We start from the raw sequence: 23,920 nt of genomic DNA on the forward strand, positions 1-23,920 counted from the left end.
GCCGCTCCGGTGGGTCAGCCGAGGTCGATCTCCGGGTAGAGCGGGAAGCCGGACACGAGGTCGGTGGCGCGGCGGGAGATCTCGTCCGCGATCTTCGGCTCGAGGACGTGGGCCGCCTTGGAGGGGGTGCCCGACTTGGTCGTGCCCGGCTCCGTGGTGGTGAGGACGCGGTCGATCAGGGCCGCGACCTCGTCCATCTCGGCGGTTCCCAGGCCACGGGTCGTGAGCGCGGGCGTGCCGATGCGGATGCCGGAGGTGTACCAGGCGCCGTTCGGGTCGGCCGGGATGGCGTTGCGGTTGGTGACGATGCCGGAGTCCAGCAGGGCGGCCTCGGCCTGGCGGCCGGTGAGGCCGTAGGAGGAGGCGACGTCGATCAGGTTCAGGTGGTTGTCCGTGCCGCCCGTGACCAGCGTGGCGCCGCGGCGCATCAGGCCCTCGGCGAGGGCGCGGGAGTTGTCGACGATGCGCTGGGCGTAGTCGCGGAAGGACTCCTGGCGGGCCTCCGCGAGGGCGACGGCCTTGGCGGCCATGACGTGCGGGAGCGGGCCGCCGAGGACCATCGGGCAGCCGCGGTCGACCTGGTCCTTCAGGGAGTCGTCGCACAGGACCATGCCGCCGCGGGGGCCGCGCAGGGACTTGTGGGTGGTCGTGGTCACGATCTGGGCGTGCGGGACCGGGTCGAAGTCGCCGGTCAGGACCTTGCCCGCGACCAGGCCGGCGAAGTGCGCCATGTCCACCATCAGCGTGGCGCCGACCTCGTCGGCGATCTCGCGCATGATCCGGAAGTTCACCAGACGGGGGTAGGCCGAGTAGCCCGCGACGATGATCAGCGGCTTGAACTCGCGGGCCGAGGCGCGCAGGGCCTCGTAGTCGATCAGGCCCGTGGCCGGGTCCGTGCCGTAGGAGCGCTGGTCGAACATCTTGCCGGAGATGTTCGGGCGGAAGCCGTGGGTGAGGTGGCCGCCGGCGTCCAGGGACATGCCGAGCATGCGCTGGTTGCCGAAGGCGCGGCGCAGCTCCGCCCAGTCCTCCTCGGAGAGTTCGTTGACCTGGCGGACGCCGGCCTTCTCCAGGGCGGGCAGCTCGACGCGCTGGGCGAGGACCGACCAGAAGGCGACGAGGTTGGCGTCGATGCCGGAGTGCGGCTGGACGTAGGCGTGGCGGGCGCCGAAGAGTTCCTTGGCGTGCTCGGCGGCGAGGGACTCGACGGTGTCGACGTTGCGGCAGCCGGCGTAGAAGCGGCGGCCGATGGTGCCCTCGGCGTACTTGTCGCTGAACCAGTTGCCCATCGCGAGAAGCGTGGCCGGGGAGGCGTAGTTCTCGGAGGCGATCAGCTTGAGCATCTCGCGCTGGTCGGCGACCTCCTGGCCGATGGCGTCCGCTACGCGGGGTTCCACGGCGCGGATGACGTCGAGGGCGGCGCGGTAGGCGGTGGAAGCGGTGGAGAGGGGCTCGGCTGGCATGTGGGACCTCCGGACGTTGCGTTCAGCGTTCACGGTACGGCCCAGGCGCACGGCACGGTTCCGGCACCCGGGGTTCAGCCAGGTCCGGGGGCCGCTTCCCGATGGTCGGTCCCATCCCAGCACGCCAGTCACGGCCCGGCGCCAGCCTACCGGGCGGCACGGAGTGCCGGGCGGGGCGTCCACCATCCGGGCGCTGAGTCTTCCGTCGCCCAGCTCATCTTCGTGGATGACCTAATCTCGTTCATTGCTGCGTCGCAGTAACACAGCGATTCCAGAACAACTCGCCAAGAGCGAAGGGATGTTGAGCCGCTCCTCGGACTACCATTGCGTCACCACGAACAGTGAACCGTTGCCGGTTGCAGAGAAGGAGCAGAAATGCGCCCCCCAGTGATCGAGTCAATCAAGATCGAGAATTACCGAGTACTACAGAATGTTGAAATCAGGAATCTGAAGCCTTTCACAGTACTGCTCGGCCCAAACGGCAGCGGAAAGTCCACACTGTTCGACGTGTTCGCATTCATGGAGACCTGCTTCACTCTCGGCGTACGGACCGCTTGGGACAGAAGAGGCGGCCTGCGCCAACTCCGGTCACGGAATTCCAATGGCGCGGTTGCCATCCAGATTTCCTACCGTGAGAAGCCGCGGGAAAGACTCCTGACCTATCGTCTCGAGATTACAGAAGAGAGAGGGCGCCCAGTAGTCAGCCGAGAGTGGCTGCGGTGGACCGTGAGTCCAGCGCAGGGTCGACCGCGCCACATTCTCGACTTCCAGAACGGTGCGGGGTACGTTGTCGACGAGGAAACGGCGAGTGCTCAGCAAGAAGCACTGGATGGCCCGGACAAGCTGGCCGTCAATGCTCTGGGCCAGTTCAAGTCCCACCGTCGCGTCGCGGCGCTTCGGCGATTCATTTCTGGGTGGTATCTCTCCTACCTTTCCGTAGCTGAAGAGAGGCAGTCCCCGGTTGCGGGACCACAGGAGAAGCTTTCCCAATCGGGTGACAACATCAGCAACGTGCTGCAGTTCCTCAAGGAGAACCACCCAGAACGCCTGAGCGCGGTGATCGACGCCCTGAGGGAAACAGTGCCCGCGTTGGAGAGGATCGACTACGACACTTCACCTGACGGCCGATTGGTCCTGTTTATCAAGGATGCTCCCTTCGATGATTCAGTGCTGGCCAGCAACGCATCCGATGGAACACTGAAGCTGCTTTCTTACCTGACTCTTCTTTATGACCCGGCCCCGGCGCCCTTCATCGGCATCGAAGAGCCTGAGAACCACCTGTATCCCACCGTCCTGCCCGGCCTGGCCGACCAGTGCCGTCAGGCCAGCGAGCGGTCACAGGTTCTCGTGACGACTCATTCGCATGACTTCGTCAACTCGTGCAAGCCGGACGAGGTGATTGCGCTCTACCGAGGGAAGGACGGATACACTCGAGTGGTGCGCCCGCACACCATTCCCCTAGTGACCGACATGCTGGAGAACGGGGCACTCCTGGGGACGCTCTGGCAAGAGAATTACTTCGACGATCTACCTTCGCCGAAAACCCCGGTGGCCGAGGTGGAAGGAAAGGAGCAGTGAGAAAGAAGAGGAGAGACCACCTCGGTGCAGCGAAAAAAGGAATCATCCAACTCGAGGTACTTGTCGAAGAAGAGTCGGCCAGTGAGGCGCTTAAGTCCGTCCTCGCCAAGATCACGGAGGGGAAGCGAGTCAAAGTAGGGATTCGCCAGTTCCGGGGAAAGCCGGACTTGCTGAAGAAACTGCCGGACCGTCTCAGCGGTTACGCCGCCTCGAGAAGGCGAGGTGAAGATGTGAGAGTTGTCGTCCTGGTCGACCGAGATACTGACGACTGCGTGCTCTTGAAGAGGCAGCTTGACAAAGCAACGGCCGACGCCGGTCTGGTCTCGCGCTCTCGACGTGACGGCAGCGGAACTTTTCACGTATTGAACAGAATCGCCATTCGAGAGCTTGAGGCATGGTACTTCGGTGACTGGGCTGCCGTGCTGGCAGGCTTTCCCAAGGCGCCGCGGACCGCCCCGCGCGCCTACCGAGGCAACCCGGACACACCCAGCGGCAAATGCTCAGATGCTTTTGAGGCAGCTCTGCGCGCGGAAGGTATCCGAATCTCGTCCAAGCCTGAGTGGGGGCGCAGGATTGGACCGCACCTGAACGTGGATGAGAACCGTTCCCCGAGCTTCGTCGCATTCGTCACGGGAGTCCGCGAGATACTCGACTCCTGAACCGAGCCCTCCCCCAGCTTTGACACCTGGCCACCACGCCCCCTACAAGATCACATGCGGCAGGAACCGTGCGTACTCGTCCGTGATCAGGCCCGAGGACTCGCGGATGCCCAGGCCCGCCGACTCGTTCTCCACCACCCATGCGCCGAGGACCACTCGGTTGCCGTCGAAGTCGGGCAGGGGGGCCAGCTGCTGGTAGCAGCAGGGTTCGTCGCGTGGGGTGCGGTCCGTGCCGGGCTCGTGGATCGTGACGCCCGCGCCCTCTCGGCCGAGGAGGGGCTTGGCGGCCCAGGACGGCAGGTCGCGGGGGCCGTCCAGGTAGGCAGGGAGGAGGTTGGGGTGGCCGGGGTACAGCTCCCAGAGGATGGCCAGCAGGGCCTTGTTGCTGAGGAGCATCTTCCAGGCCGGTTCGATCCAGAGGGTGGAGCCGGTGCCGCCGCCGTTGTCGAGGGTGTTCAGGACGTGGTCGGCGAAGCGATCGGTGGTGAGCCACTCCCAGGGGTAGAGCTTGAAGATGCTCCGGATGAAGCGGAGGCGCTGGTCGACGAAGCGGCCGGAGAGGCGGTCCCAGCCGATCTCCTCCATGGAGATCCAGTCGGTGGCGAGGCCGGCCTGCTCGGCGGTCTCCTTGAGGTAGGCGACAGTCATCATGTCCTCGCCGAGTTCGTCGGCGGAGGAGTAGGCGAAGTAGAGGGGGCTGCCCGGCGGCAGGAGGGCGGCCTGGTGCTTCCAGGCGTCCATGAGGCGCTCGTGGAGGGAGTTCCACTGGTCGGCGCCGGGGAAGCGCTCCTCCATCCAGAACCACTGGGGCGACGCGGCCTCGACCAGGGAGGTGGGGGTGTCGGCGTTGTACTCCAGGAGCTTGGCCGGGCCGGTGCCGTCGTAGCGGAGGTCGAAACGGCCGTAGATGGACGGGAGTTCGGCTCGGCGGTGCCAGGCCTCGGCGACCGCCCGGGCCACCCGGGGGTCGGTGATGCCCAGATCGGCGAAGCGGTCCTCGGCGACGATGTGCTCGGCCGCCGCCAGGCACATGCGGTGGAGTTCCTCGACCACCTCCTCCAGGGCCTCGATCTCCGGAAGGGTGAAGACGTAGTACGCGCTCTCGTCCCAGTAAGGGCGCAGGGAGTCGTCCGGGTAGCGGGTGAGCGGGTAGATCAGGCCCTGTTCCTCGACGGTCTGCTGCCAGCCGGGGCGGGGCTCGATGGTGCGGCGTTCCATCTGCGTACGGCCCGGTCAGCCGCCGCCGCTGCCGGAGCAGCCGAAGCCGCCCCGGTCGACGGCCTCGCTGCGGCTGAAGGTGCCGTAGTCGGCGTAGCCGCCGCTGACCTCGGCGTCGTAGTACCAGTCGGCGTCCATGCGCTGGGTCTTGCCGGTCTTCTTGCGGCCCTTGCCGACGGAGGAACCGCCGGACGACGACGTGCAGTTCTTGTCGGCGACGATCTTGTAGCCGTTGATGTAGTCGTAGCTGTCCCGGTCCACACAGCGGCGGTCCGGGTCGGAGCCGCACGCGGACAGGGCCGCCGCGAGGACGCCCATCCCGCCCAGCACCACCGTGCTCGAACGCAGTCGCCGCCGTGTTTCCGCCATGTCGGTGTCTCCCCGTGGTGTCCCCGTGTGCACTGCCGAGCGGACAGCCTAGAGATCGGTGAGAAGGGACGCGCACGAGCCCCCCGTCTACCGGCCTCCCCGTACCGTCGATTTGTGATCTTTGGAATGCTGTGCGCCCTTGGTGCCGCCGTCTGCTTCGGTACGGCGACGGTGCTTCAGGCGATCGCCGCGCGGGCGGCGGCCGCGACCGGGCCGGGCGGGGATGTGGCGCTGCTGTGGCGGGCGCTGCGGCAGTGGCGGTATCTGGCCGGGCTCGCGCTGGACGGGCTGGGTTTCGTGTTGCAGATCCTCGCGCTGCGCTCCGTGCCGATCTACGCCGTGGGGGCGGCGCTGGCCGCGAGTCTGGCGGTGACGGCGGTGGTCGCGGCGCGGCTGCTGAGGGTGCGGCTGAGCCGGGTCGAGTGGGCGGCGGTGGGGGTGGTGTGCGCCGGGCTCGCGCTGCTCGGGCTGGCGTCGGGGGCGGAGGGCGACGGGGCCGGGCCGGCCTGGCTGAGGTGGGCGCTGGTCGGCGCGGTGGCCGGGGTGCTGCTGCTCGGGGTCGCGGGCGGGCGGCTGCCGGAGCGGGGGCGGGCGCTCGCGCTGGGGCTGGGTGCGGGGCTGGGGTTCGGGGTGGTGGAGGTGGCGGTGCGGCTCATCGACGGGCTCACGCCGGCCGCGCTCTTCACCAACCCGGCGGCGTACGCGCTGCTGCTCGGCGGCGGGGCCGCGTTCCTGTTGCTGACCTCCGCCCTCCAGCGCGGGTCGGTCACCACGGCGACCGCCGGGCTGGTGCTCGGGGAGACGGTCGCGCCCGCGCTGATCGGCGTGGTGTGGCTCGGGGACCGGACGCGGCCAGGGCTGGGGTGGCTGGCGGTGCTCGGTTTCGCGGTGGCGGTGGCCGGGGCGCTGGCGCTGTCGCGGTTCGGGGAGGCGCCGGTCGAGTCGGCGGACCGCGTGGCCGCGCGGAAGTGACCGCAAGTGCTTTCCCGGCTACCGAAAGCCTTCACCTTCCGAACATCCCGAAAATTGTTTGTTGAATCTTGAACGCGAGGGGAGCGCTTTCCGTATGGGACGGCGTGGCCAGTAATCCCGTCACGGTCACCGTGGCCTATCGCGTGACGCCGGGCCGTGCGGTCGACTTTCACTCCTGGGGGTGGGCCATGCTGGGCGCGAACGCGCGGCAGCCGGGTTTTCTGGGGGGGGTGGCGTACTTGTCGACGGAGAGGCGGAGTGGCATGTCGTCTATCGCTTCGCCAGCGAGGGTTCGGCCCTGGCCTGGGAGAAATCGACGTCCCGGGCACAGTGGGACGCCCGGCTGGAGGGGATCGCCCGGGAGGCCGAGCGCAGAAGGGTGCGGGGCGCCCGGGCCTGGTTCGACGCGCAGACGCTGACGCCCGCGCCGCCGGCTCCGCCGTCGAAATGGAAACTGTGGTTCGTGAATATGAGCGCGGTATTTCCGCCAGTGCTCCTGTTCAATCTGACGGTGCTTCCCTATCTCGGTGACCTCAATGCACTGTTTCGCACGCTGCTGTTGTGTCTGTGTGTGACCGCCCTTGTCACCTGGATTCTCATGCCGCGGCTCCAGCGTTTCTTCAGGAAATGGCTGTACCCGTCGCTCCAGGCGCTGCGCGGCCGGCACAAACGCCGGACGACCTAGGTCCGTGAACGAACAGAGGGGGGTGGGCCGGTTGAAAACCCTGCTCATCGACAATTACGACTCGTACACGTACAACCTGTTCCAGCTGATCGCCGAGGTGAACGGCGAGGAGCCGGTGGTGGTACGCAACGACGCGCCCGTCGACGGCCTGCCGGATCTCCGGGAGTTCGACAACCTCGTGGTGTCCCCGGGCCCCGGACACCCGGGCCGTGCGCGTGACTTCGGCATCGGGGCCCGGCTGATCGCCACCTCCCCGGTGCCCGTGCTCGGCGTGTGTCTGGGGCATCAGGGCATCGCGCTCGGGGAGACCGCGCGGGTGGGGCCGGCTCCGGAGCTGCGGCACGGGCATCTGTCCACGGTCCGCCATGACGAACGGGACCTGTTCCAGGGCCTGCCGCAGCACTTCACCGCCGTCCGCTACCACTCCCTGGCCGTACGCGAGCCGCTGCCGGAGACGCTGGAGGCCACGGCCTGGGCGGAGGACGGCGTCCTGATGGGACTGCGGCACCGCAGCCGGCCGCTGTGGGGCGTGCAGTTCCACCCGGAGTCCGTCCTCACCGAGTACGGCCACCGCATGCTCGTGAACTTCCGCAACCTGACCGCCGAGCGGGTCGGCAAGCTGCGCGCCAAGAACACGGCGGTGCCGCCGCACGAGGGGGCCGGGCGCCGGCCCGGTGTCCCGGAGTGCGACGCGGGGGTTCGGCGGGCGAAGGTGGGGGCGGTGGTGCCGACGGCGGGGGCGGTGGTGCCGGCGGCTTCTGCGGGTCCCTGGCGTACGGCCGCCGCGGCCGTCTTCCAGGTGGCCGCCGTCTCCCAGGGCGCGGCGAGCCCGCCCGGCGGGGCCGCCCTGTCCGGCGAGACCACCTCGTCCGGCGAGACCGCCCCGTCCGGCAGGGCCGCCCTGTCCGGCAGGGCCACCTCGTCCGGCAAGGCCGCCCCGGCAGCCGAGACCGCCCCGGTGCCGGCAGCACCGTCCGCCGGGGTTGCCGCCGTCTCCCAGGCCGCGGCGAGCCCGCCCGGCAGGGCCACCCCGTCCGGCGAGGCCGCCCCGCCCGGCAAGGCCGCCCCGGCAGCCGAGGCCGCCCCGGAGCCCGCAGCGCCGTCCGCCGCCATCCCCCGGCCCCGTCGCCCCAGCCGTACCGGCTACCGGCTGCACAGCCGGCGGATCCCCGGTGCTGTCGACACCGAGGCGGTCTTCACCCGGATGTTCGCCGGGTCCCGCCGCGGGTTCTGGCTGGACAGCTCCCTGGTCGAGCCGGGCCGGTCGCGGTTCTCGTTCCTCGGGGACGACAGCGGGCCGCTCGCCGAGTTCGTGCGGTACGACGTCGCTGCCGGGCGCTGTGAGATCGAGCGGGCGGGGCGGCCGGTGCGGAAGGTCGCGGCCGGCGTCTTCGACTACCTGAAGCGGCAGTTGGCGCATCGCCGGGTGGACGCGACCGGGCTGCCGTTCGACTTCACCGGGGGCTACGTCGGCTACTTCGGCTATGAGGTGAAGGCGGACTGCGGGTCGCCCAACCGTCACCGCTCCCCCGCCCCGGACGCCGCCTGGCTGTTCGCCGACCGGGTCATCGCGGTGGACCACCAGGAGGGCTTCACCTACGCCGTCTGCCTGGCGGAGGACACCCCGCAGGCCGCCCGGGAGGCCGCCGACTGGCTGGAGAGCGCGCTGGCTGGCCTCACCTGCGTGGCGGCGGAGCGGCCGCCCCTGCCCGTGGAGCCGGCCCCGGCGGACCCGGGCGCCGCCGAGCCGTGGCTGGTGCGCGACCGGGCGACGTATCTCGCGGACATCGAGGCGTGCAAGCGGGAGTTGCGGGCGGGCACCAGTTACGAGGTCTGCCTGACCAACGCCGCCCGGTTGCCCGCCCCGCCCGACGCGTACGCGTTCTACCGGACGCTGCGCCGCGACGACCCGGCGCCGTACGCGGCGTTCCTGAGGTTCGGGGAGCTGGAGGTGGCCGGCTCCTCGCCCGAGCGGTTCCTGCGGATCGGCCGGGACGGCAGGGCCGAGGCCAGGCCCATCAAGGGCACCGCGCCCCGGGGCGACGGCCCGGAGGAGGACGCCCGGCTGCGGGACGCGCTCGCGTCGGACGCCAAGACGCGGGCCGAGAACCTGATGATCGTGGATCTGCTCCGCAACGACCTGGGCCAGGTCTGCCGGACCGGGTCGGTGCGGGTCTCCAAGCTCATGGCCACGGAGACGTACGCCACCGTGCACCAGCTCGTCTCGACCGTGGAGGGCAGGCTGCGGCCGGGCACGGACGCGGTGGACTGCGTGCGGGCCTGCTTCCCGGGCGGGTCGATGACCGGCGCGCCCAAGCTGCGCACCATGGAGATCATCGACGCGCTGGAGACCGAGGCCCGGGGCGTCTACTCCGGGGCCCTCGGCTACTTCGGGTGCGGCGGCGGCGCCGATCTCGGCATCGTGATCCGGACCGCGGTGATCGCCGGCGGCCGGCTGCATCTGGGTGCGGGCGGTGCGATCGTGCTCGGCTCCGATCCGGACGCGGAGTACGAGGAGATGCTGCTGAAGACGGCGGCCCCGATGCGGGCCCTCCACCAGCGCACGGCCGACCGCATGCGGCGGCAGGGGCCGCCGGGGAACCGGGCCGGGGCGGCCGAGGAGGCCCGGCGATGACGAGTCCGCAGGTCACCCTGCACCCGGTCGAGGCCGAGGCGCCCGGGAATCTCGCGGCCCAGCTCGCCGGGCTCGCCGAGCGGCGCGGGTGGGGCGGGCGGGCCGCCTTCCACCAGGGGCACCGGTCCTCCACCCACGGCGAGGTGCACGACCTCGCGGCCCGGGCCGCCACCGTGCTCGCCGGGCACGGGGTCCGGCCCGGCGACCGTGTGCTGCTGGCGCTGCCCGACTCCCTCGCCTGGGTGACGGCCTTCCTCGCCACCGCCCGCCTCGGCGCCGTGGCCGTCCTGGTCAATCCCGAACTCCCGGCGGCCGACCACGCGTTCCTCGCCGAGGACACCGGCGCCGTGCTGTGTGTGACGGGACCGGGCCTGGAGGACCGGTTCCCCGGCCGGGCGCGCCTCGGCGCCGACCAGCTGATGGCCCTCGCCCCGGCCGCCGGGCCCGCGCCCGCCCACCAGGTCGACGCGCACACCCCGCTCTACGTCCAGTACACCTCCGGCACCACGGGCCGCCCCAAGGGTGTCGTGCACACGCACGGCGATCCGCGGACGTACCACGACCTGGTCGGCCGGCGGGTGCTGCGGATCACCGCGGACGACGTCACCCTGTCGGTGTCGAAGCTGTTCTTCGCCTACGGCTTCGGCAACGCCTTCGTCTTCCCGCTCTTCTCGGGCTCGTCCGCCGTCCTGGTGGACCGGCGCCCCACCCCGGCGACCGTCGACGAGCTCGTCGCCCGGCACCGGGTGACGCTGCTCTACTCCGTGCCGTCCGCGTACGCCGCCTTGGTGGCCGAGCGGGGCAGCGGGCACGAGGGGTGCTTCGCCTCGGTGCGGGCCGCCGTGTCGGCCGGGGAGGGGCTGCCGGAGGGCCTGGCCGAGCAGGTGACCGCGCTGCTCGGGGCGCCGGTGCTGGAGCAGATCGGCTCCACCGAGGCCGGTCACGCGTTCTGCGCCAACGGTTTCTCCCACCACCACCCGGGCACCGTCGGCCGTCCCGTCCCCGGCTTCGAGGTGGAATTGCGCGACCGCGACGGCCATCCGGTGCCGGACGGCGAGGAGGGCGAGATGTGGGTGCGCGGGCCGACGGTGACGCCCGGCTATCTGAACCGGCCCGAGGAGACCGCGCGGGCCCTGGTCGGCGGCTGGCTGGCCACGCGGGACCGGGCGTGCCGCGAACCGGACGGCTCCTACCGGCATCTGGGCCGCGCCGACGACATGGAGATGGTCGGCGGGATCACCGTCTCCCCACTGGAGGTGGAGGCCGTGCTGCGCGGTCATCCGGCGGTGCGGGAGGTGGGGGTCGCGGCCGTGCCGGACGGGCGGGGCGCGAGCCGGCTGCGGGCGTTCGTGGTCCCGGTGCCGCCGCTGCGGGACGGTCTGGCGGACGAGCTCATCGGCCGGGCGCGGGAGAGCCTCGCCGCGTTCAAGGTCCCCCGCAGCGTCAGCTTCGTCCCGTCGCTGCCCCGCACCGCGACCGGAAAGCTCCGCCGCCATCTGCTCCGCCGGGGCGCCTGGTGAACCGCTCGGAAAGGAACGACCCCATGCGACAGCCCCTGTTCGCCGACCGCGGCTTCTACCTGGGACCGGTCTTCCGGCGTGCCGCCGACCGGCACGGGGCCGTCTTCGTCACCCTGGACCGGCCGCTGGACGTCGCCCCCGCCCTCGGGGTCGACCTGACCTACACCGTCCTGGCCGACCTGGTCGAGGAGCTGTCGGGACGGCTGTGGGAGGCCGGGGTGCGGCCCTCGGAGCAGGTCGTCGTGCACAAGGCCGACAACGTCGACATCATGCTGCTGACCTGCGCCGCCTCCCGGATCGGCGCGGTGCCGGTACTGCTGTCGCCCGCGCTGGCCCCCGAGGTGGCCGGGCAGCTCCTGGAGCGGCTGCGCCGGCCCTGGCTGATCACAGACAGCGTCACCCTGGCCGGCCTCAAGGGCCTGGACCTGCCGGGGCTCGTGCGGCGGACGCTCGCCGTGGACGACGCGCCCGGGGCGGAGCCGCTGGCGGCGTACGCCGGGGCCGAGCCGCCCCCGCCCGTCCGGCTCCACCCCCGCGAACCCGCCCTCATCACCCACAGCTCGGGCACCACCGGCGTCCCCAAACTGGCCGTGCACTGCGCGCAGACCATGTGGAACCGGCTCGTGCCGCAGCAGGCGATGGGCTGGCCCACCCGGGGCGAGACCGCGGCCCTGCACATGTCGTTCGTGCACTCGCGCTTCTACCACCTGCTCGGCGTGCTGCTGCACTTCGGCAGCCCGCTCGTGCTGATCACCGACCCGGACCCGGCCGCGGTGGGCCCGCTGCTGGTCCGGCACCGGCCCGGCATCGTGGAGACGCACCCCAACACGTTCGTGCTGTGGGAGGAACTGGCCGACGCGCCCGGCGCCCCGCTGTCCCGGGTCCGGTCGTACGGCTCGACGTTCGACGCGATCCATCCGCGTACCGTGCGGCGGCTGCTGAACGCGTCGCGGCGGCGTACGCCCTGGCTGATCCAGCTGTACGGGCAGAGCGAGACGGGCCCGGTGGCGTTCCAGGTGGTGACCCGGCGCGGCGCCGCCCGCGCGGACGGCCGCCGGGTCGGGTTCGGGATACCCGGCTTCACCCGGGTCCGCGTCACCGACGCCGCGGGCAGGCCGGTCCCGCCGGGCACGCCCGGCCGGATCGAGGCCCGCACCCGGGGCCGGATCCTCACCTACCTCGGCATGCCGGAGCGCTACGACCGCCAGCTCACCGACGGCTGGTGGGAGATGGGCGACCTGGGCCACCGCAGCCGCCTGGGCGCGCTGCACCTGATCGACCGTGAGGTGGACCGGATCGACGCCGTGCACAGCAACCTGGAGGTCGAGGACGCGCTGATGTCCCGGCTGGAGGAGCTGCGCGAGGTCGTCATCGTGCCGGGCGCGGACCGGGAGCCGGTGCCGGTGGTGTGCGTGCGCGGCGAGCGGCCCCTGGACCCGGAGCGCTGGCGGCGGGCCACGGCGGACCTGCCGGCAATGGCCGAACCGCGGCAGTGGCGGTTCGAGGACCTGCCGATGACCGCGACCTGGAAGGTGAAGCGCGTGGAGATCGCCCGGATGCTGACCGGGACCAGGGCCGAAGGCGCCCGGGCATGAGCCCGGTCGTGGTGGTGGGCGCCGGGCCCGCGGGCCTGTCGGCTGCCCTCGCGCTGCGGGCTCACGGACTCCCCGTCGTCCTGCTGGAGGCCGACCCGGAGGACCGTCGACGGCCGGGCAGCCGGGCCCTGTTCGTGCACCGCGAGACCCTCGCCCTGCTGGACGCCATGCTGCCCGGCCTCGCCGCCGAGATCACGTCGTACGGGCGGACCTGGCACACCAGGCGCACCCTCTACCGGGGCCGCGAGGTCTACGCCCGGACCTTCCCGCCCCCGTCCGGCCCGCCGCCCTTCACCAGCCTGCGCCAGACGGACACCGAACGGTTCCTGCGGGCGGCCTGCGAGCGGGCCGGCGTGGAGTTCGTCTGGGGGGCGCGCGTGGCGGGTGTACGCACCACGGAGACCGGGGTCCGGCTGACGGGTGCGGACGGACAGGTGTGGTCCGGCTCCTACGCCGTCGCCGCCGACGGGGCCCGCTCCACGGTCCGGCGCGAGCTGGGCATCGAGCTGGAGGGGACCCACGGCGAGGGCGTCCACGTCGTCGTGGACGTCGCCGACGTCCCGGGCGCCGAGCTGCCGCTGGAGCGGGTCTTCCACTACGAGCATCCGGGGGTCGGCGGGCGCAGTGTGATGCGGGTGCCGTTCACCGGGGGCTTCCAGGTCGACCTCCAGTGCCGGGACGACGACCGGCCGGAGGAGTTCGGCAGCGAGGAGGCCGTACGGCGCTGGCTGCCCGCGGTCGCCGGGGACGGCTACGGCGACCGGATCCTGTGGGTGTCGACGTACCGCTTCCTGCGCAAGGTGGCGGCCTCGTTCACCGATCCGCGCGGGCGGGTGCTGCTGGCCGGCGAGGCGGCGCATCTCTTCCCGCCGTTCGGGGCGCGCGGCATGAACAGCGGGATCGCGGACGCGGCGGCGGCTGCCGAGGCGATCGCCGCGGGGACGGGGGAGGCGGTGGCGCGCTTCGCCGAGGTGCGGCGCGCGGCGGCCCTGTTCAACAGCGCCGCGGCCGGTGCGGCCCTGGACCATCTGCGGCCGCGCCGCCGGATCGTCCGGGTCGGGCAGCGGGCGGCGGCGGCGCTGGCGCCGGTGCTGCCGTGGTGCGGATCCTGGCTGGAGCACGCGCCGTACGGGCCCCGGCACGGGGCGCCGGCCGTCGCGGGCGGCAGGTACTGAAGGAGGAACAGTTGAAGACCAGACCGGCGGTGGCGGAGGGCCTGTGGACGTGGACGCCGGGCCGCGGCCTGGCCCCGGCCCCGGATCAGGCGGCCTGTGGGCGGCTGCTGGTGGCGGACTCGTGGCTGCTGCGCGAGGGCCGGGTCCGCGCCTACGCCCGGCACCGTGAGCGGTTCTCGCGGTCCTGCGGTGAGTGCGGCGGGCCGGAGCCGCGCCGGCTCGTCGAGTTCTGGCAGGACATGACCGCCGTGCTGCCGCGCACGGGTGCGTGGTTCCCCCGGGTGGAACTCGCCGCGGGATCCCTGGAGTTGCGGCTGCGGCTGCGGCCCGCTCCGCCGCTCGGGTCGGCGATCCGGCTGTGGGCGGCGGGCCAGTCCGACCCGCGGACCGTGCCCCGCCGCAAGGGCCCGGACCTGGAGACCCTGGCCCGGATGCGCCGCCGGGCCTGCGGCGAGGGCGCGGACGAGGCGGTGCTGATCGCGCCCTCGGGCACGGTGCTGGAGTCGGCCACCGCCAGCCTCCTGTGGTGGGAGGACGACACCCTGTGCCTGCCCCCGCCCCGGCTGCCCGTCCTGCCGGGTGTGACGGCCGGGCTGGTCCAGGAGCGGGCGCTGCGCTCCGGGATCCGTATCGCGCACCGCGAGCGGACCGTGGCCGAACTGGACGGCCGTGAGGTGTGGCTGACGAACGCGCTGCACGGGATCCGGCCGGTGACGGAGTGGATCGGACGGCCGATGCGAGTGCCTCCGGCGGAACGGGCCGGGGAATGGCGGGCGTGGCTGGACGGAGTTATGGAACCGCTGCCGGAGAGCTGAATTCCAGGGGAATGGTTACGCCGGGTCGGAGGAATTCGACCCGGCGCGTTTTCCGCTGTCCGCTTCAGTTCTTCGGCACCATACGCGTCGCTATCGCGATCCGGTTGTACGCGTTGATGACGGTGGCCGCCCAGATGAGGGCCGCGATCTGGTTCTCGTCGAAGACCCCGGCCGCCTCGGCGTAGACCGCGTCCGGGACGCGGCCGTCGTGGACCAGGGTCACGGCCTCGGTCAACGCCAGGGCGGCGCGCTCGCGTTCCGTGAAGAAGGGCGTCTCCCGCCAGGCGTTCAGGGTGTAGATGCGCTGCTCGGTCTCGCCCCGGGCGCGGGCGTCCTTGGTGTGCAGGTCGAGGCAGAACGCGCAGCCGTTGATCTGCGAGGCGCGGATCCTGACCAGTTCCAGCAGTTCCGGTTCGAGTTCGGCGTCCTGCGCCGCGGAAACGGCGGCGGCATGCAGGGAACCCATTGCGGCGGAGACGTCGGGGGTGATTTTCTTCAGGGCCACACGGGACGGGGAAAGGCTTTCGCTCATGGGGTGACCATATCCTTCGCACGGCATTCCGGAGGCGAATTCCCGCGATTATCCGGGCAGTACCGCGCAGAGTGCGTCCAGCGCTCCGGACCACGCGTGGTCCGGCGGTGTCCCGTATCCCACGACCAGGGCGTCGACCGGCTCGGCGAGCGCGTCGGCGCGCCGGTAGCGGCCGAGTCCGTGGACCGCGAGTCCCTGCCAGTGGGCCGCCTGGACGACCGACTGCTCGGTGCCGGGCGGCAGCCGCAGCAGGACGTGCAAACCGGCCGCGATGCCGGTGACATGGGCCTCGGGGGCCCGGGCCGCGACGGCGGCGACCAGGGCGTCCCGGCGGCGCCGGTAGCGCAGCCGGGTGGCGCGCACATGACGGTCGTAGGCCCCGGACGTGAGGAACTCGGCCAGGGTCAGCTGGTCCAGCGCCCCGCAGACGTCGACGCCGCCCTTGGCCGCGGCGGCCTGCTCGGCGAGGTCCGGCGGCAGCACCATCCAGGCCAGCCGCAGCCCCGGCGCGAGGGACTTGCTGGCGGTGCCCAGGTAGACGACCCGGTCGGGGTCCAGGCCCTGGAGGGCGCCGACGGGCTGCCGGTCGTAGCGGAACTCGCCGTCGTAGTCGTCCTCCAGCACCAGGCCGCAGGTGCGCCGCGCCCAGTCCACGACGGCCGTACGGCGGTCGCGGTGCAGGGGCACGCCCATCGGGAACTGGTGGGCGGGGGTGAGCAGGACCGCGTCGGCACCGGCCGGCTCGCCGGGGTCCGTGCCCAGCCGGTCGAAGGGCAGCGGCGTGGTGCGCAGGCCGGACGCGGTCAGGATCCGCCCGTGCACGCCGAGGCCGTACGACTCGACCGCGACGGTCCGTGCCCCGCGTGCCCGCAGGGCCGTGCCGAGCAGCTTCAGGCCGTGGCCGAACCCGGCGCACACCACGATCCGTTCGGGGTCGGCGCGCACGCCCCGGGCCCGGGAGAGGTAGCCGGCGAGCGCGGCCCGCAGCTCGGGGCGGCCGCGGGGGTCGCCGTAGTCCAGCGCGTGGTACGGGGCGGCGTCGAGGGCGCGGCGGGCGGCCTTGAGCCACTCCGCGCGCGGGAAGGACGCGAGGTCGGGGCTGCCGGGGCGCAGGTCGTAGGCCGGGCGGGTGCCGGCCCGGGGGTGGGGTGCCGTGCCGGCCGGCGGGACGACCTCGCGCTCGGCGACGCGGGTGCCCGAGCCCTGCCGGGCCGTCAGCCAGCCCTCCGCGACCAGGTCGGCGTAGGCGTCGGCGACGGTGTTGCGGGCGATGCCCAGGTCGGCGGCGAGCGTGCGCGAGGAGGGCAGCCGGGTGCCGGGGGCCAGCCGGCCGGAGCGCACCGCCTTGCGCAGGGCATCGGTCAGCCCCCGGCGCAGGCCCGGCCCGGTCGGCTCCACATGCAGGTCGATGCCCAAAGTGGCCCAGCGTTCCGCCATGGAAATGGACCATACTCCTGGGCTGCTTTTTTCCTAGGGTCGAGTCCATGACGATCAGTGAAGAGAAGACCGCCGAGTACGCCGCCGAGCAGCCCGCCCGCCTCGACTGGGCCAAGCACGCGCCCGACGTCTACAAGGCGATGGTCCGGCTGGAGATCGCCGCCCGGCAGGGCCTCGACCACACGCTGTACGAGCTGGTGAAGATCCGCGCCTCCCAGATCAACCACTGCGCCTTCTGCATCGACATGCACACCAAGGACGCCCTCGCGGCGGGCGAGAGCGTCGAGCGGATCGTGCAGTTGAGCGCCTGGGACGAGTCCCGGCACTTCTACACCGCGAAGGAGCTCGCGGCCCTGGAACTGACGGAGGCCGTGACGGTCCTGACGGACGGTTTCGTGCCGGACGAGGTGTACGAGAACGCGGCCCGGCACTTCGAGGAGGCCGAGCTGGCGCAGCTGATCGCCGCGATCACGGCGATCAACGCCTGGAACCGGTTCGGGGTGACCTGCCGTATGACACCGGGCCACTACCGGCCGGGGCAGTACAAGTGACGACCCGGACCCGGCTGCTGGACCCGGCGGTCGCGCGGGCCCTGTCCGCCCTGAGCGCCACCGCCAAGAAGGGGCTCGGCGACCCCGCCCTGGCCGAACTCGTCGTGCTCCGCGCCTCGCAGCTCAACCACTGCGCGTTCTGCCTGGACATGCACCTCGCGATCGCCCGTGAGTACGGGGTGAGCGAGCAGCAGCTCGATCTGCTGGCCGCGTGGGAGGAGGCCGAGGACGTCTTCGACGAGCGAGAGCGGGCCGCGCTGGCGCTGACGGAGGCGGTGACCGTGCTGACCACTGGTTTCGTGCCGGACGAGGTGTACGAGCGGGCCGCCGAGCACTTCGACGAGGCCCGGCTCGCCCATCTGATCGGGCTGGTCGTCGCCATCAACAACTGGAACCGGGTGATGGTCGGCCGCCGGATCCCGCCGGGGGGTTACACACCATGAGCAAGGCCGAAGTGTTCCGCGCCCTGCATCACCACCGGGCGCCCGGTGATCCGCTCGTGCTGCCCGGGCCGTGGGACGCGGCCAGTGCCCGGGTGTTCGCCGAGGCGGGGTTCGAGGCGCTCGCCACGCCCAGCGCCGGCGTCGCCGCCTCCCTCGGGTACGAGGACGGGCAGGTCCCGGCCGACGAGATGTTCGCGGCGGTCGCCCGGATCGTCCGGGCCGTCGACGTGCCGGTGTCCGCGGATGTGGAGGGCGGGTACGGGCTCGCCCCGAAGGAGCTGGTGGAGCGGCTGCTGGAGGCCGGGGCGGTGGGCTGCAACCTGGAGGACTCCGAGGGCGGGGTGCTCAAGGACCCGCACGCGCACGCCGACTGGCTGGCCGAGGTGCGGGCGGCGGCGGGTGACCGGCTCTTCGTCAACGCCCGCGTGGACACCTTCGCCCGCGGGGTCGCCGACCCGGAGCGGGCCGTGGAGCGGGCCGCGCTGTACGTCGCCGCCGGGGCCGACTGCGTGTACCCGATCGGCGCCCCGCCGGAGGTGCTGCCGCTGCTGCGCGCCGGGATCGAGGGGCCGATCAACGTGGGGGCCCTGGTCGACGAGGGCCCCTCACCCGCCGAACTCGGCGCGCGAGGGGCCACCCGGATCACCTTCGGGCCGCGACTCCAGCGGCGGGCCGCCCGGGCCCTGCGGGAGATCGCCGCCCGTCTGACGTAGGGGACGTCAGGACAGCCACTTCTTCCACGTGGACTTGTGGCTGTCCACCCACTTCTTCGCCGCGTCCTCGGGGGACATCTTCTGCTCGGCGATCATCAGGGAGACCTCGTTCTGGTCCTCGGTCGTCCACTGGAACTTCTTCAGGAAGGCCGCCGCCTTGCCGCCGTTCTTAGCGAAGCCCGAGTTCAGGTACTTCTCCAGCGGCGTGTGCGGATAGGCGCAGGCGACCTTCTCCGGGACGGCGTCGCAGCCCTCCTTGTACGGCGGCAGCTTCACCTCGGTCATGGGGACCTTCTCGAAGAGCCACTGCGGCGCGTACCAGTAGGTGAGGAAGGGCTTCTTCTCCTTGGCGAACTGCTTGATCTGCGTGATCTGCGCCGCCTCGGAGCCCGCGAACACCACCTGGTAGTCCAGCTTCAGGTTCTTCACCAGCGCCTTGTCGTTGGTGACGTAGGACGGCGAACCGTCCATCAGCTGGCCCTTGTTGCCGCTCTCGGGGGTGCGGAACAGGTGGGAGTACTTGTTGAGGTTCTTCCAGTTCGTGATGTCGGGGTACTTCTTGGCGAGGTACGTCGGGACGAACCAGCCGATGTGGCCGGTGACGCCGAGTTCGCCGCCGCGGGCGATCGTCTTCTTGTCGTCGACGTACCGCTTCTCCTGCTCGGGGTGGCCCCAGTCCTCCAGGATCGCATCGACGCGGCCCTGGCTGAGGGCGTCCCAGGCGGGCACCTCGTCGACCTGGACGGTGTCGACGCGGTAGCCCAGCTCGTGCTCCAGCAGGTACTGGGCGACGGCCACGTTGGCCTGCGCGCCCACCCAGGACTGCACGGACAGGGTCACGGTCTTCGCGCCCTGCGCGTTGGCGAAGGGCGAGGCCTGCTTGGTCATGTCGGCGGCGCCGCAGCCGGTAAGCAGCGCCAGGGAGCTCAGAGCGGCTACCAGGGCCGTCTTGCGGACTCGCATGTCACGCTCCCTTCTTCGCGCGGCGTTCGGTGGGCTGGGTCACCCGGTCGAGCATCAGGCCGAGGCAGACGATCGCCACGCCGGCCACCAGACCGGTCGCCAGGTCGCCCTGGGCGAGGCCGAAGACGACGTCGTAGCCGAGCGCGCCACCGCCGACCAGGCCGCCGATGACGACGACGGCGAGGACCAGGACGAGGCCCTGGTTGACGGCGAGCAGCAGCGCCGGGCGGGCCAGCGGCAGCTGCACCTGCTTCAGCTGCTGCCAGCTGGTCGCGCCGAGCGAGCCGGCGGCCTCCAGCGCGGCCGGGTCGACCTGGCGCAGCCCCTGGGTGGTGATGCGCACGACGGCCGGCAGCGCGTACACGATCGCCGCGGCGACGGCCGGGGCGCGGCCGACGCCGAACAGGGCGACGACCGGGATCAGGTACACGAACTGCGGCATCGTCTGGAAGACGTCCAGGACGGGGCGCAGCATGCGCTCCAGGCGGTCGCTGCGGGCCGCCGCGATACCGACGGCGAAGCCGACGACCAGGGTGACGGCGACGGCCGCCAGGACCTGGGAGAGGGTGTCCAGGGACGGCTTCCAGACTCCGAGGACACCGATCGCGGCCATGGCGAGGACGGCGGTGAGCGCGGTGCGCCAGGTGCCGATCACCCAGGCCAGGGCGGCGACGATCAGCAGCAGCGACCACCAGGGCAGCCCCTGGAGGCCGTCGCGCACCGGGTCGAGGACCCAGGTGGTGAAGTGGCCCGCCCAGTCGGCGGTGCCGCCGATGACGGGGACGCCGGAGTACAGGTGCGCGGTCATCCAGTCGACGGCGCGGTTGACGGGCTCGGCGATGTTGACGATCCAGGCCTCGGGCCAGTCCAGCCGACCCGCGAGCCGCCCGGCGACCGCCACGGCGACGACACCGGCCAGGGCGAGGAGCCAGCCGAGGCCGCTGCGGGGCTCGGGCTCGGCGCCGAGCCGCTCCCCCGCCGCACCGGTGACGCGGTCCAGGACGACGGCCAGCAGCACGATCGGGATACCGGCGGCGAGCGCGGCACCGACGTCGACCGAGGCCAGCGCCTGGTAGACGCGGTCACCGAGACCGCCCGCGCCGATGACGGCCGCGATGACGGCCATGGACAGCGCCATCATGATCGTCTGGTTGACGCCGAGGAGCAGTTCCTTGCGGGCCAGCGGGATCCGGGCCGTCAGCAGCCGCTGGCGTGCGGTGGAGCCGAGCGACTCGACCGCCTCCAGCACCTCCTTGTCGGCGCCGCGCAGGCCGAGCGCGGTGAGGCGGGCCATGGGCGGGGCGGCGTAGACGACGGTGGCCAGGACGGCCGCCGGGACGCCGATGCCGAAGACCAGCACGACCGGCAGCAGGTAGGCGAAGGCGGGCAGCACCTGCATGGTGTCCAGGACGGGGCGCAGCACGCGGTCCATGCGGTCGGACAGCCCGGAGGCGAGCCCGAGCAGCGCGCCCACCACGACCGACGCGAGGACCGCGACGACCATCAGGGCGAGGGTCTGCATGGTCGGCACCCACATGCCGAGCAGGCCGCAGGCGAGGAACGCGACGGCCGTGCCGAGCGCCAGCCGCACGCCCGCCACGCGCCAGGCGACCAGCGCGCCCAGGGCCGTGACGCCCGCCCAGCCGATGGCCAGGAGGGTGAGGTAGACGGCCCGTACGGCGATGACGACGACGTTGCTGACGTGGCCGAAGAAGTACAGGAACAGCGGGTGGCTGTCGCGGTTGTCGATGATCCAGTCGCTGGCCTTGGCGAGCGGCTCGGAGAAGTCGAGGGTCAGCGCGCTCGGCCAGGTGCCGCTGGCCCAGCGGGCGTCGGCCAGCGGCACCAGGATCGCTGCCGCGGCGGCGAGCAGGAGGAGCTTGTGAACGGCCCGGTTCTTCAGCAGCGCGGGCAGGCCGATGCGGGGCGGGTTGGCGGTGATGGTCGCCATCACACCGCCTCCTTGGGCTGCCCGGTCCCCGGCGGAGCGGGCTGTTCCGTGCCGGCGACGACGCCGAGCAGCGTGTCGGAGTCGATCACGCCCACGCAGCGGCCCTTGTCCATGACACGGGCCGGTGCGCCGGCGCGGGCGACCGCCTCGATCGCCTCGGAGACCGTCGCCTCGGGCCGGACCGCCGGTCCGCTGCCGTCCTGGTGTCCCACGGGGCGGCGCATGGCCGTACGGACGGTCATGACCTGCTCGCGCGGGACGTCCCGGACGAACTCGCGGACGTAGTCGTCGGCGGGCGAGCCCACGATCTCCTCGGGCGTGCCGAGCTGCACGACCCGGCCGTCGCGCATCAGGGCGATGCGGTCGCCCAGCTTCAGGGCTTCCTGGAGGTCGTGGGTGATGAAGACCATCGTGCGGCCCTCCTCCTGGTGGAGCCGGACGACCTCCTCCTGCATGTCGCGCCGGATCATCGGGTCGAGCGCGCTGAACGGCTCGTCGAACAGCAGGACTTCGGGGTCGACGGCGAGCGCGCGGGCCAGGCCCACGCGCTGGCGCTGACCGCCGGAGAGCTGGCCGGGGCGGCGCTGCTCCATGCCCTCCAGGCCGACCTTGGCGACGACCGCGGCGGCCCGCTCACGCCGCTCGGCCTTGCCCATGCCCTGGATCTCCAGGCCGTAGGCGACGTTGTCGAGGACCGTGCGGTGCGGCAGCAGGCCGAAGTGCTGGAACACCATGGCGGCGCGGTGGCGGCGCAGTTCGCGCAGCCGGGAGCGGTCCATGGCGCGGACGTCCTCGCCGTCGATGGCGATGGTGCCCGCCGTCGGCTCGATCAGCCGGGTCAGACAGCGCACCAGCGTGGACTTGCCGGAGCCGGACAGGCCCATGACGACGAAGACCTCGCCCTTGCGCACGTCGAAGCTGACGTCCCGGACGGCGGCGGTGCAGCCGGTGCGGGCGCGCAGCTCGGCGGGGTCGAGGGCGGTGAGCTCGGGGTCGGCGGGGACGCGCTCGGCCTTGGGGCCGAACACCTTCCACAGGCCCTCCACCGAGAAGACGGGTGTGGTGTCCATGGTCTGCTCCGTGGGGGGTTCGAGGGTCGCGGTCACTTGGCACCACCACCGATCAGCTCGGCGGCCTTCTCCCCGACCATGAGCACGCCGATCATCGGGTTCACGGTGGTCATGGTGGGGAACACGGAGGCGTCGGCGACCCGGATGCCCTCCAGGCCGCGGATGCGCAGCTCGGGGTCGACGACCGCGAGCCGGTCGTCGTCGGCGCCCATCTTGCAGGTTCCCGCCGGGTGGTAGACGGTGTGCGCGACCTTGCGGGCGTACTCGCTCAGCTCTTCGTCGCCGGTGACGTCCGGGCCGGGGCAGACCTCGCGCTTGAGCCAGCCGGCCAGCGGCTCGGTCCTGGCGATCTCGCGGGCGATCTTGATGCCGTCGACGAGGGTGCGGCCGTCGTAGTCGTCCTCGTCCGTGAAGTAGCGGAAGTCGAGGGCGGGCTTGACCTCGGGGTCGGCGCTGGTCAGGTAGAGCCGGCCGCGGCTCTTCGGCTTGGGGATGTTCGGGGTCATCGAGACGCCGAACTCGGGCCGCTGGTAGCCCAGTCGCTCCGGGTTGTCCGTGAACGGGATCTGGTAGAAGTGGAACATCAGGTCGGGGTGCGCCAGTTCGGGGTCGCGGCGCACGAACAGGCCCGCGTCGGAGTCCATCGCGGAGTTCTCCGGGATGGGGCCGTTCGTCTCCCAGACGATGACCGACTCGGGGTGGTCGAGCAGGTTCTCGCCGACGCCCGGCAGGTCGTGCGTGACGGGGATGCCGAGCTTCTCCAGGTCGGCCTTGGGGCCGATGCCGGAGTGCATCAGCAGCCGGGGCGAGTCGACCGCGCCGGCGCACAGCAGCACCTCGTTGCGCGCCTTGACGAGGATCTCCTCGCCGTCCTTGGTGCGCACGTGCACGCCCTCGGCGCGGTTGCCGTCGAGCTGGAGCTTGTACGCCCAGGTCTCCAGCAGGATCGTCAGGTTGGGCCGCTCGTCCATCACCGGGTGCAGGTACGCCACCGACGCCGAGGACCGCTTGTTGTTCTCGGGGTGGTAGGCGAGGTCGAAGAAGCCGACGCCCTCGGTGAACGGCTTCTTGTTGAAGCCGTCGACGCGCGGCACGCCCAGCGCCTGCTGGGCGGCGTCGACGAAGTCTCGGGCGATGGCGTTCCGGTCCTTCTCGTCGACCGGGACGATGTTGTTGAGCAGGCGCGCGAAGTACGCCTCCATCTGCACCGCGCCCCAGCCCTTGGCGCCGGCGGCCTCCCACTCGTCCCAGTCGGCGGGCAGCGGCTTGAAGGCGATCAGGGTGTTGTGCGAGGAGCAGCCGCCCAGCACGCGGGCCCGGCTGTGCCGGATGTGCGAGTTCCCGCGTGGCTGCTCGGTGGTGGGGTAGTCGTAGTCGAGCTCGCCGCCCAGCAGGCCCATCCAGCGGCGCAGGGTCAGCACGTCGTCGCGGCCCACGTCGCTGGGGCCGCCCTCGATGACGGCGACGGTGACATCGGGGTGCTCGGTGAGACGGGAGGCGATGACGGAACCGGCTGTTCCGCCGCCTATCACGACATAGTCGTACTCATGGCTGGCGTGGGACATGGCGTGCTTGC

Annotated in this window: 20 protein-coding genes and 1 pseudogene; 12 read left to right on the forward strand and 9 right to left on the reverse strand. The window is 71.9% G+C overall.

Annotation, left to right across the window (positions count from 1 at the left end):
* Positions 1 to 14: 14 nt before the first annotated feature.
* Positions 15 to 1,496, reverse strand: a complete 1,482-nt coding sequence (locus tag IE255_RS09455; RefSeq protein WP_268255752.1) for a glycine hydroxymethyltransferase — start codon at positions 1,494 to 1,496, stop codon at positions 15 to 17.
* 342 nt (positions 1,497 to 1,838) lie between these two features.
* Here IE255_RS09455 and IE255_RS09460 point away from each other — a divergent pair, with 342 nt between their 5' ends.
* Together IE255_RS09460 and IE255_RS09465 are read left to right on the forward strand one after the other, a co-directional pair.
* Positions 1,839 to 3,041: an AAA family ATPase gene (locus tag IE255_RS09460; RefSeq protein ID WP_190049736.1), complete on the forward strand. Its 1,203-nt coding sequence runs from the start codon at positions 1,839 to 1,841 to the stop codon at positions 3,039 to 3,041.
* Complete coding sequence (locus IE255_RS09465) at positions 3,038 to 3,700, forward strand: DUF4276 family protein (RefSeq protein WP_190049737.1); 663 nt, start codon at positions 3,038 to 3,040, stop codon at positions 3,698 to 3,700. The genes IE255_RS09460 and IE255_RS09465 overlap by 4 nt, the downstream gene beginning before the upstream one ends.
* Before the next feature lie 42 nt (positions 3,701 to 3,742).
* On the opposite strand, the gene IE255_RS09470 is transcribed toward IE255_RS09465, so the two are convergent.
* Both IE255_RS09470 and IE255_RS09475 read right to left on the reverse strand, forming a co-directional pair.
* Positions 3,743 to 4,918, reverse strand: coding sequence for a glutathionylspermidine synthase family protein (locus IE255_RS09470; RefSeq protein ID WP_190049738.1), 1,176 nt, complete (start codon positions 4,916 to 4,918; stop codon positions 3,743 to 3,745).
* A 15-nt stretch (positions 4,919 to 4,933) separates the two neighbouring features.
* Positions 4,934 to 5,287, reverse strand: a complete 354-nt coding sequence (locus tag IE255_RS09475) for a hypothetical protein (RefSeq protein WP_190049739.1) — start codon at positions 5,285 to 5,287, stop codon at positions 4,934 to 4,936.
* 126 nt (positions 5,288 to 5,413) lie between these two features.
* Here IE255_RS09475 and IE255_RS09480 point away from each other — a divergent pair, with 126 nt between their 5' ends.
* From IE255_RS09480 to IE255_RS09515, 7 genes and pseudogenes are all read left to right on the forward strand, one after another.
* Positions 5,414 to 6,259: a DMT family protein gene (locus IE255_RS09480; protein WP_190050098.1), complete on the forward strand. Its 846-nt coding sequence runs from the start codon at positions 5,414 to 5,416 to the stop codon at positions 6,257 to 6,259.
* Positions 6,260 to 6,363: 104 nt separating this feature from the next.
* Positions 6,364 to 6,944 (forward strand): annotated as a pseudogene (locus IE255_RS09485) (hypothetical protein).
* A gap of 31 nt (positions 6,945 to 6,975) precedes the next feature.
* A complete protein-coding gene (gene pabB, locus IE255_RS39090; RefSeq protein WP_229906333.1) occupies positions 6,976 to 9,579 on the forward strand; it encodes an aminodeoxychorismate synthase component I in 2,604 nt (867 codons plus the stop codon).
* Positions 9,576 to 11,099, forward strand: coding sequence for an AMP-binding protein (locus tag IE255_RS09500; protein ID WP_190049740.1), 1,524 nt, complete (start codon positions 9,576 to 9,578; stop codon positions 11,097 to 11,099). The genes pabB and IE255_RS09500 overlap by 4 nt, the downstream gene beginning before the upstream one ends.
* 23 nt (positions 11,100 to 11,122) lie before the next feature.
* Entirely contained in the window at positions 11,123 to 12,694 is a 1,572-nt protein-coding gene (locus IE255_RS09505) for a class I adenylate-forming enzyme family protein (protein ID WP_190049741.1), read from the forward strand.
* Entirely contained in the window at positions 12,691 to 13,869 is a 1,179-nt protein-coding gene (locus IE255_RS09510; RefSeq protein ID WP_190049742.1) for an FAD-dependent monooxygenase, read from the forward strand. The genes IE255_RS09505 and IE255_RS09510 overlap by 4 nt, the downstream gene beginning before the upstream one ends.
* Before the next feature lie 11 nt (positions 13,870 to 13,880).
* Positions 13,881 to 14,684, forward strand: coding sequence for an aminotransferase class IV (locus IE255_RS09515; RefSeq protein ID WP_229906334.1), 804 nt, complete (start codon positions 13,881 to 13,883; stop codon positions 14,682 to 14,684).
* A 64-nt stretch (positions 14,685 to 14,748) separates the two neighbouring features.
* On the opposite strand, the gene IE255_RS09520 is transcribed toward IE255_RS09515, so the two are convergent.
* Positions 14,749 to 15,216, reverse strand: coding sequence for a carboxymuconolactone decarboxylase family protein (locus IE255_RS09520; protein ID WP_190049743.1), 468 nt, complete (start codon positions 15,214 to 15,216; stop codon positions 14,749 to 14,751).
* 48 nt (positions 15,217 to 15,264) lie between these two features.
* Entirely contained in the window at positions 15,265 to 16,653 is a 1,389-nt protein-coding gene (pdxR, locus tag IE255_RS09525) for a MocR-like pyridoxine biosynthesis transcription factor PdxR (RefSeq protein WP_190049744.1), read from the reverse strand.
* 47 nt (positions 16,654 to 16,700) lie between these two features.
* On the opposite strand from pdxR, the gene IE255_RS09530 reads away from it, so the two are divergent.
* From IE255_RS09530 to IE255_RS09540, 3 genes are read left to right on the forward strand one after another with little or no spacing between them, the layout of a single operon-like run.
* Positions 16,701 to 17,204 (forward strand): carboxymuconolactone decarboxylase family protein, encoded by a 504-nt coding sequence (locus tag IE255_RS09530; RefSeq protein WP_190049745.1) that lies wholly within the window; start codon positions 16,701 to 16,703, stop codon positions 17,202 to 17,204.
* The gene (locus IE255_RS09535) at positions 17,201 to 17,647 is read left to right on the forward strand and encodes a carboxymuconolactone decarboxylase family protein (protein WP_190049746.1); all 447 of its coding nucleotides are present in this window, start codon (positions 17,201 to 17,203) and stop codon (positions 17,645 to 17,647) included. Before IE255_RS09530 ends, IE255_RS09535 begins: the two co-directional genes overlap by 4 nt.
* Complete coding sequence (locus IE255_RS09540) at positions 17,644 to 18,360, forward strand: isocitrate lyase/PEP mutase family protein (RefSeq protein WP_190049747.1); 717 nt, start codon at positions 17,644 to 17,646, stop codon at positions 18,358 to 18,360. The genes IE255_RS09535 and IE255_RS09540 overlap by 4 nt, the downstream gene beginning before the upstream one ends.
* A gap of 6 nt (positions 18,361 to 18,366) precedes the next feature.
* Here IE255_RS09540 and IE255_RS09545 read toward each other — a convergent pair whose 3' ends face one another.
* Genes IE255_RS09545 through IE255_RS09560 form a run of 4 tightly spaced genes read right to left on the reverse strand, consistent with a single transcriptional unit; the run spans position 18,367 to position 23,909 of the window.
* Entirely contained in the window at positions 18,367 to 19,323 is a 957-nt protein-coding gene (locus IE255_RS09545; protein ID WP_190049748.1) for an ABC transporter substrate-binding protein, read from the reverse strand.
* A 1-nt stretch (position 19,324) separates the two neighbouring features.
* Positions 19,325 to 21,274, reverse strand: a complete 1,950-nt coding sequence (locus IE255_RS09550) for an ABC transporter permease (protein WP_190049749.1) — start codon at positions 21,272 to 21,274, stop codon at positions 19,325 to 19,327.
* Positions 21,274 to 22,344 carry a quaternary amine ABC transporter ATP-binding protein gene (locus IE255_RS09555; RefSeq protein WP_190049750.1) on the reverse strand — a complete coding sequence of 357 codons (1,071 nt, stop codon included), beginning with the start codon at positions 22,342 to 22,344 and terminating at the stop codon, positions 21,274 to 21,276. The genes IE255_RS09550 and IE255_RS09555 overlap by 1 nt, the downstream gene beginning before the upstream one ends.
* A 32-nt stretch (positions 22,345 to 22,376) precedes the next feature.
* Positions 22,377 to 23,909 carry a GMC family oxidoreductase gene (locus tag IE255_RS09560; protein ID WP_190049751.1) on the reverse strand — a complete coding sequence of 511 codons (1,533 nt, stop codon included), beginning with the start codon at positions 23,907 to 23,909 and terminating at the stop codon, positions 22,377 to 22,379.
* Positions 23,910 to 23,920 lie beyond the last annotated feature (11 nt).

Origin of the sequence: Streptomyces lomondensis, from assembly GCF_014651035.1 — a bacterium.
Lineage (GTDB): Bacteria > Actinomycetota > Actinomycetes > Streptomycetales > Streptomycetaceae > Streptomyces > Streptomyces lomondensis.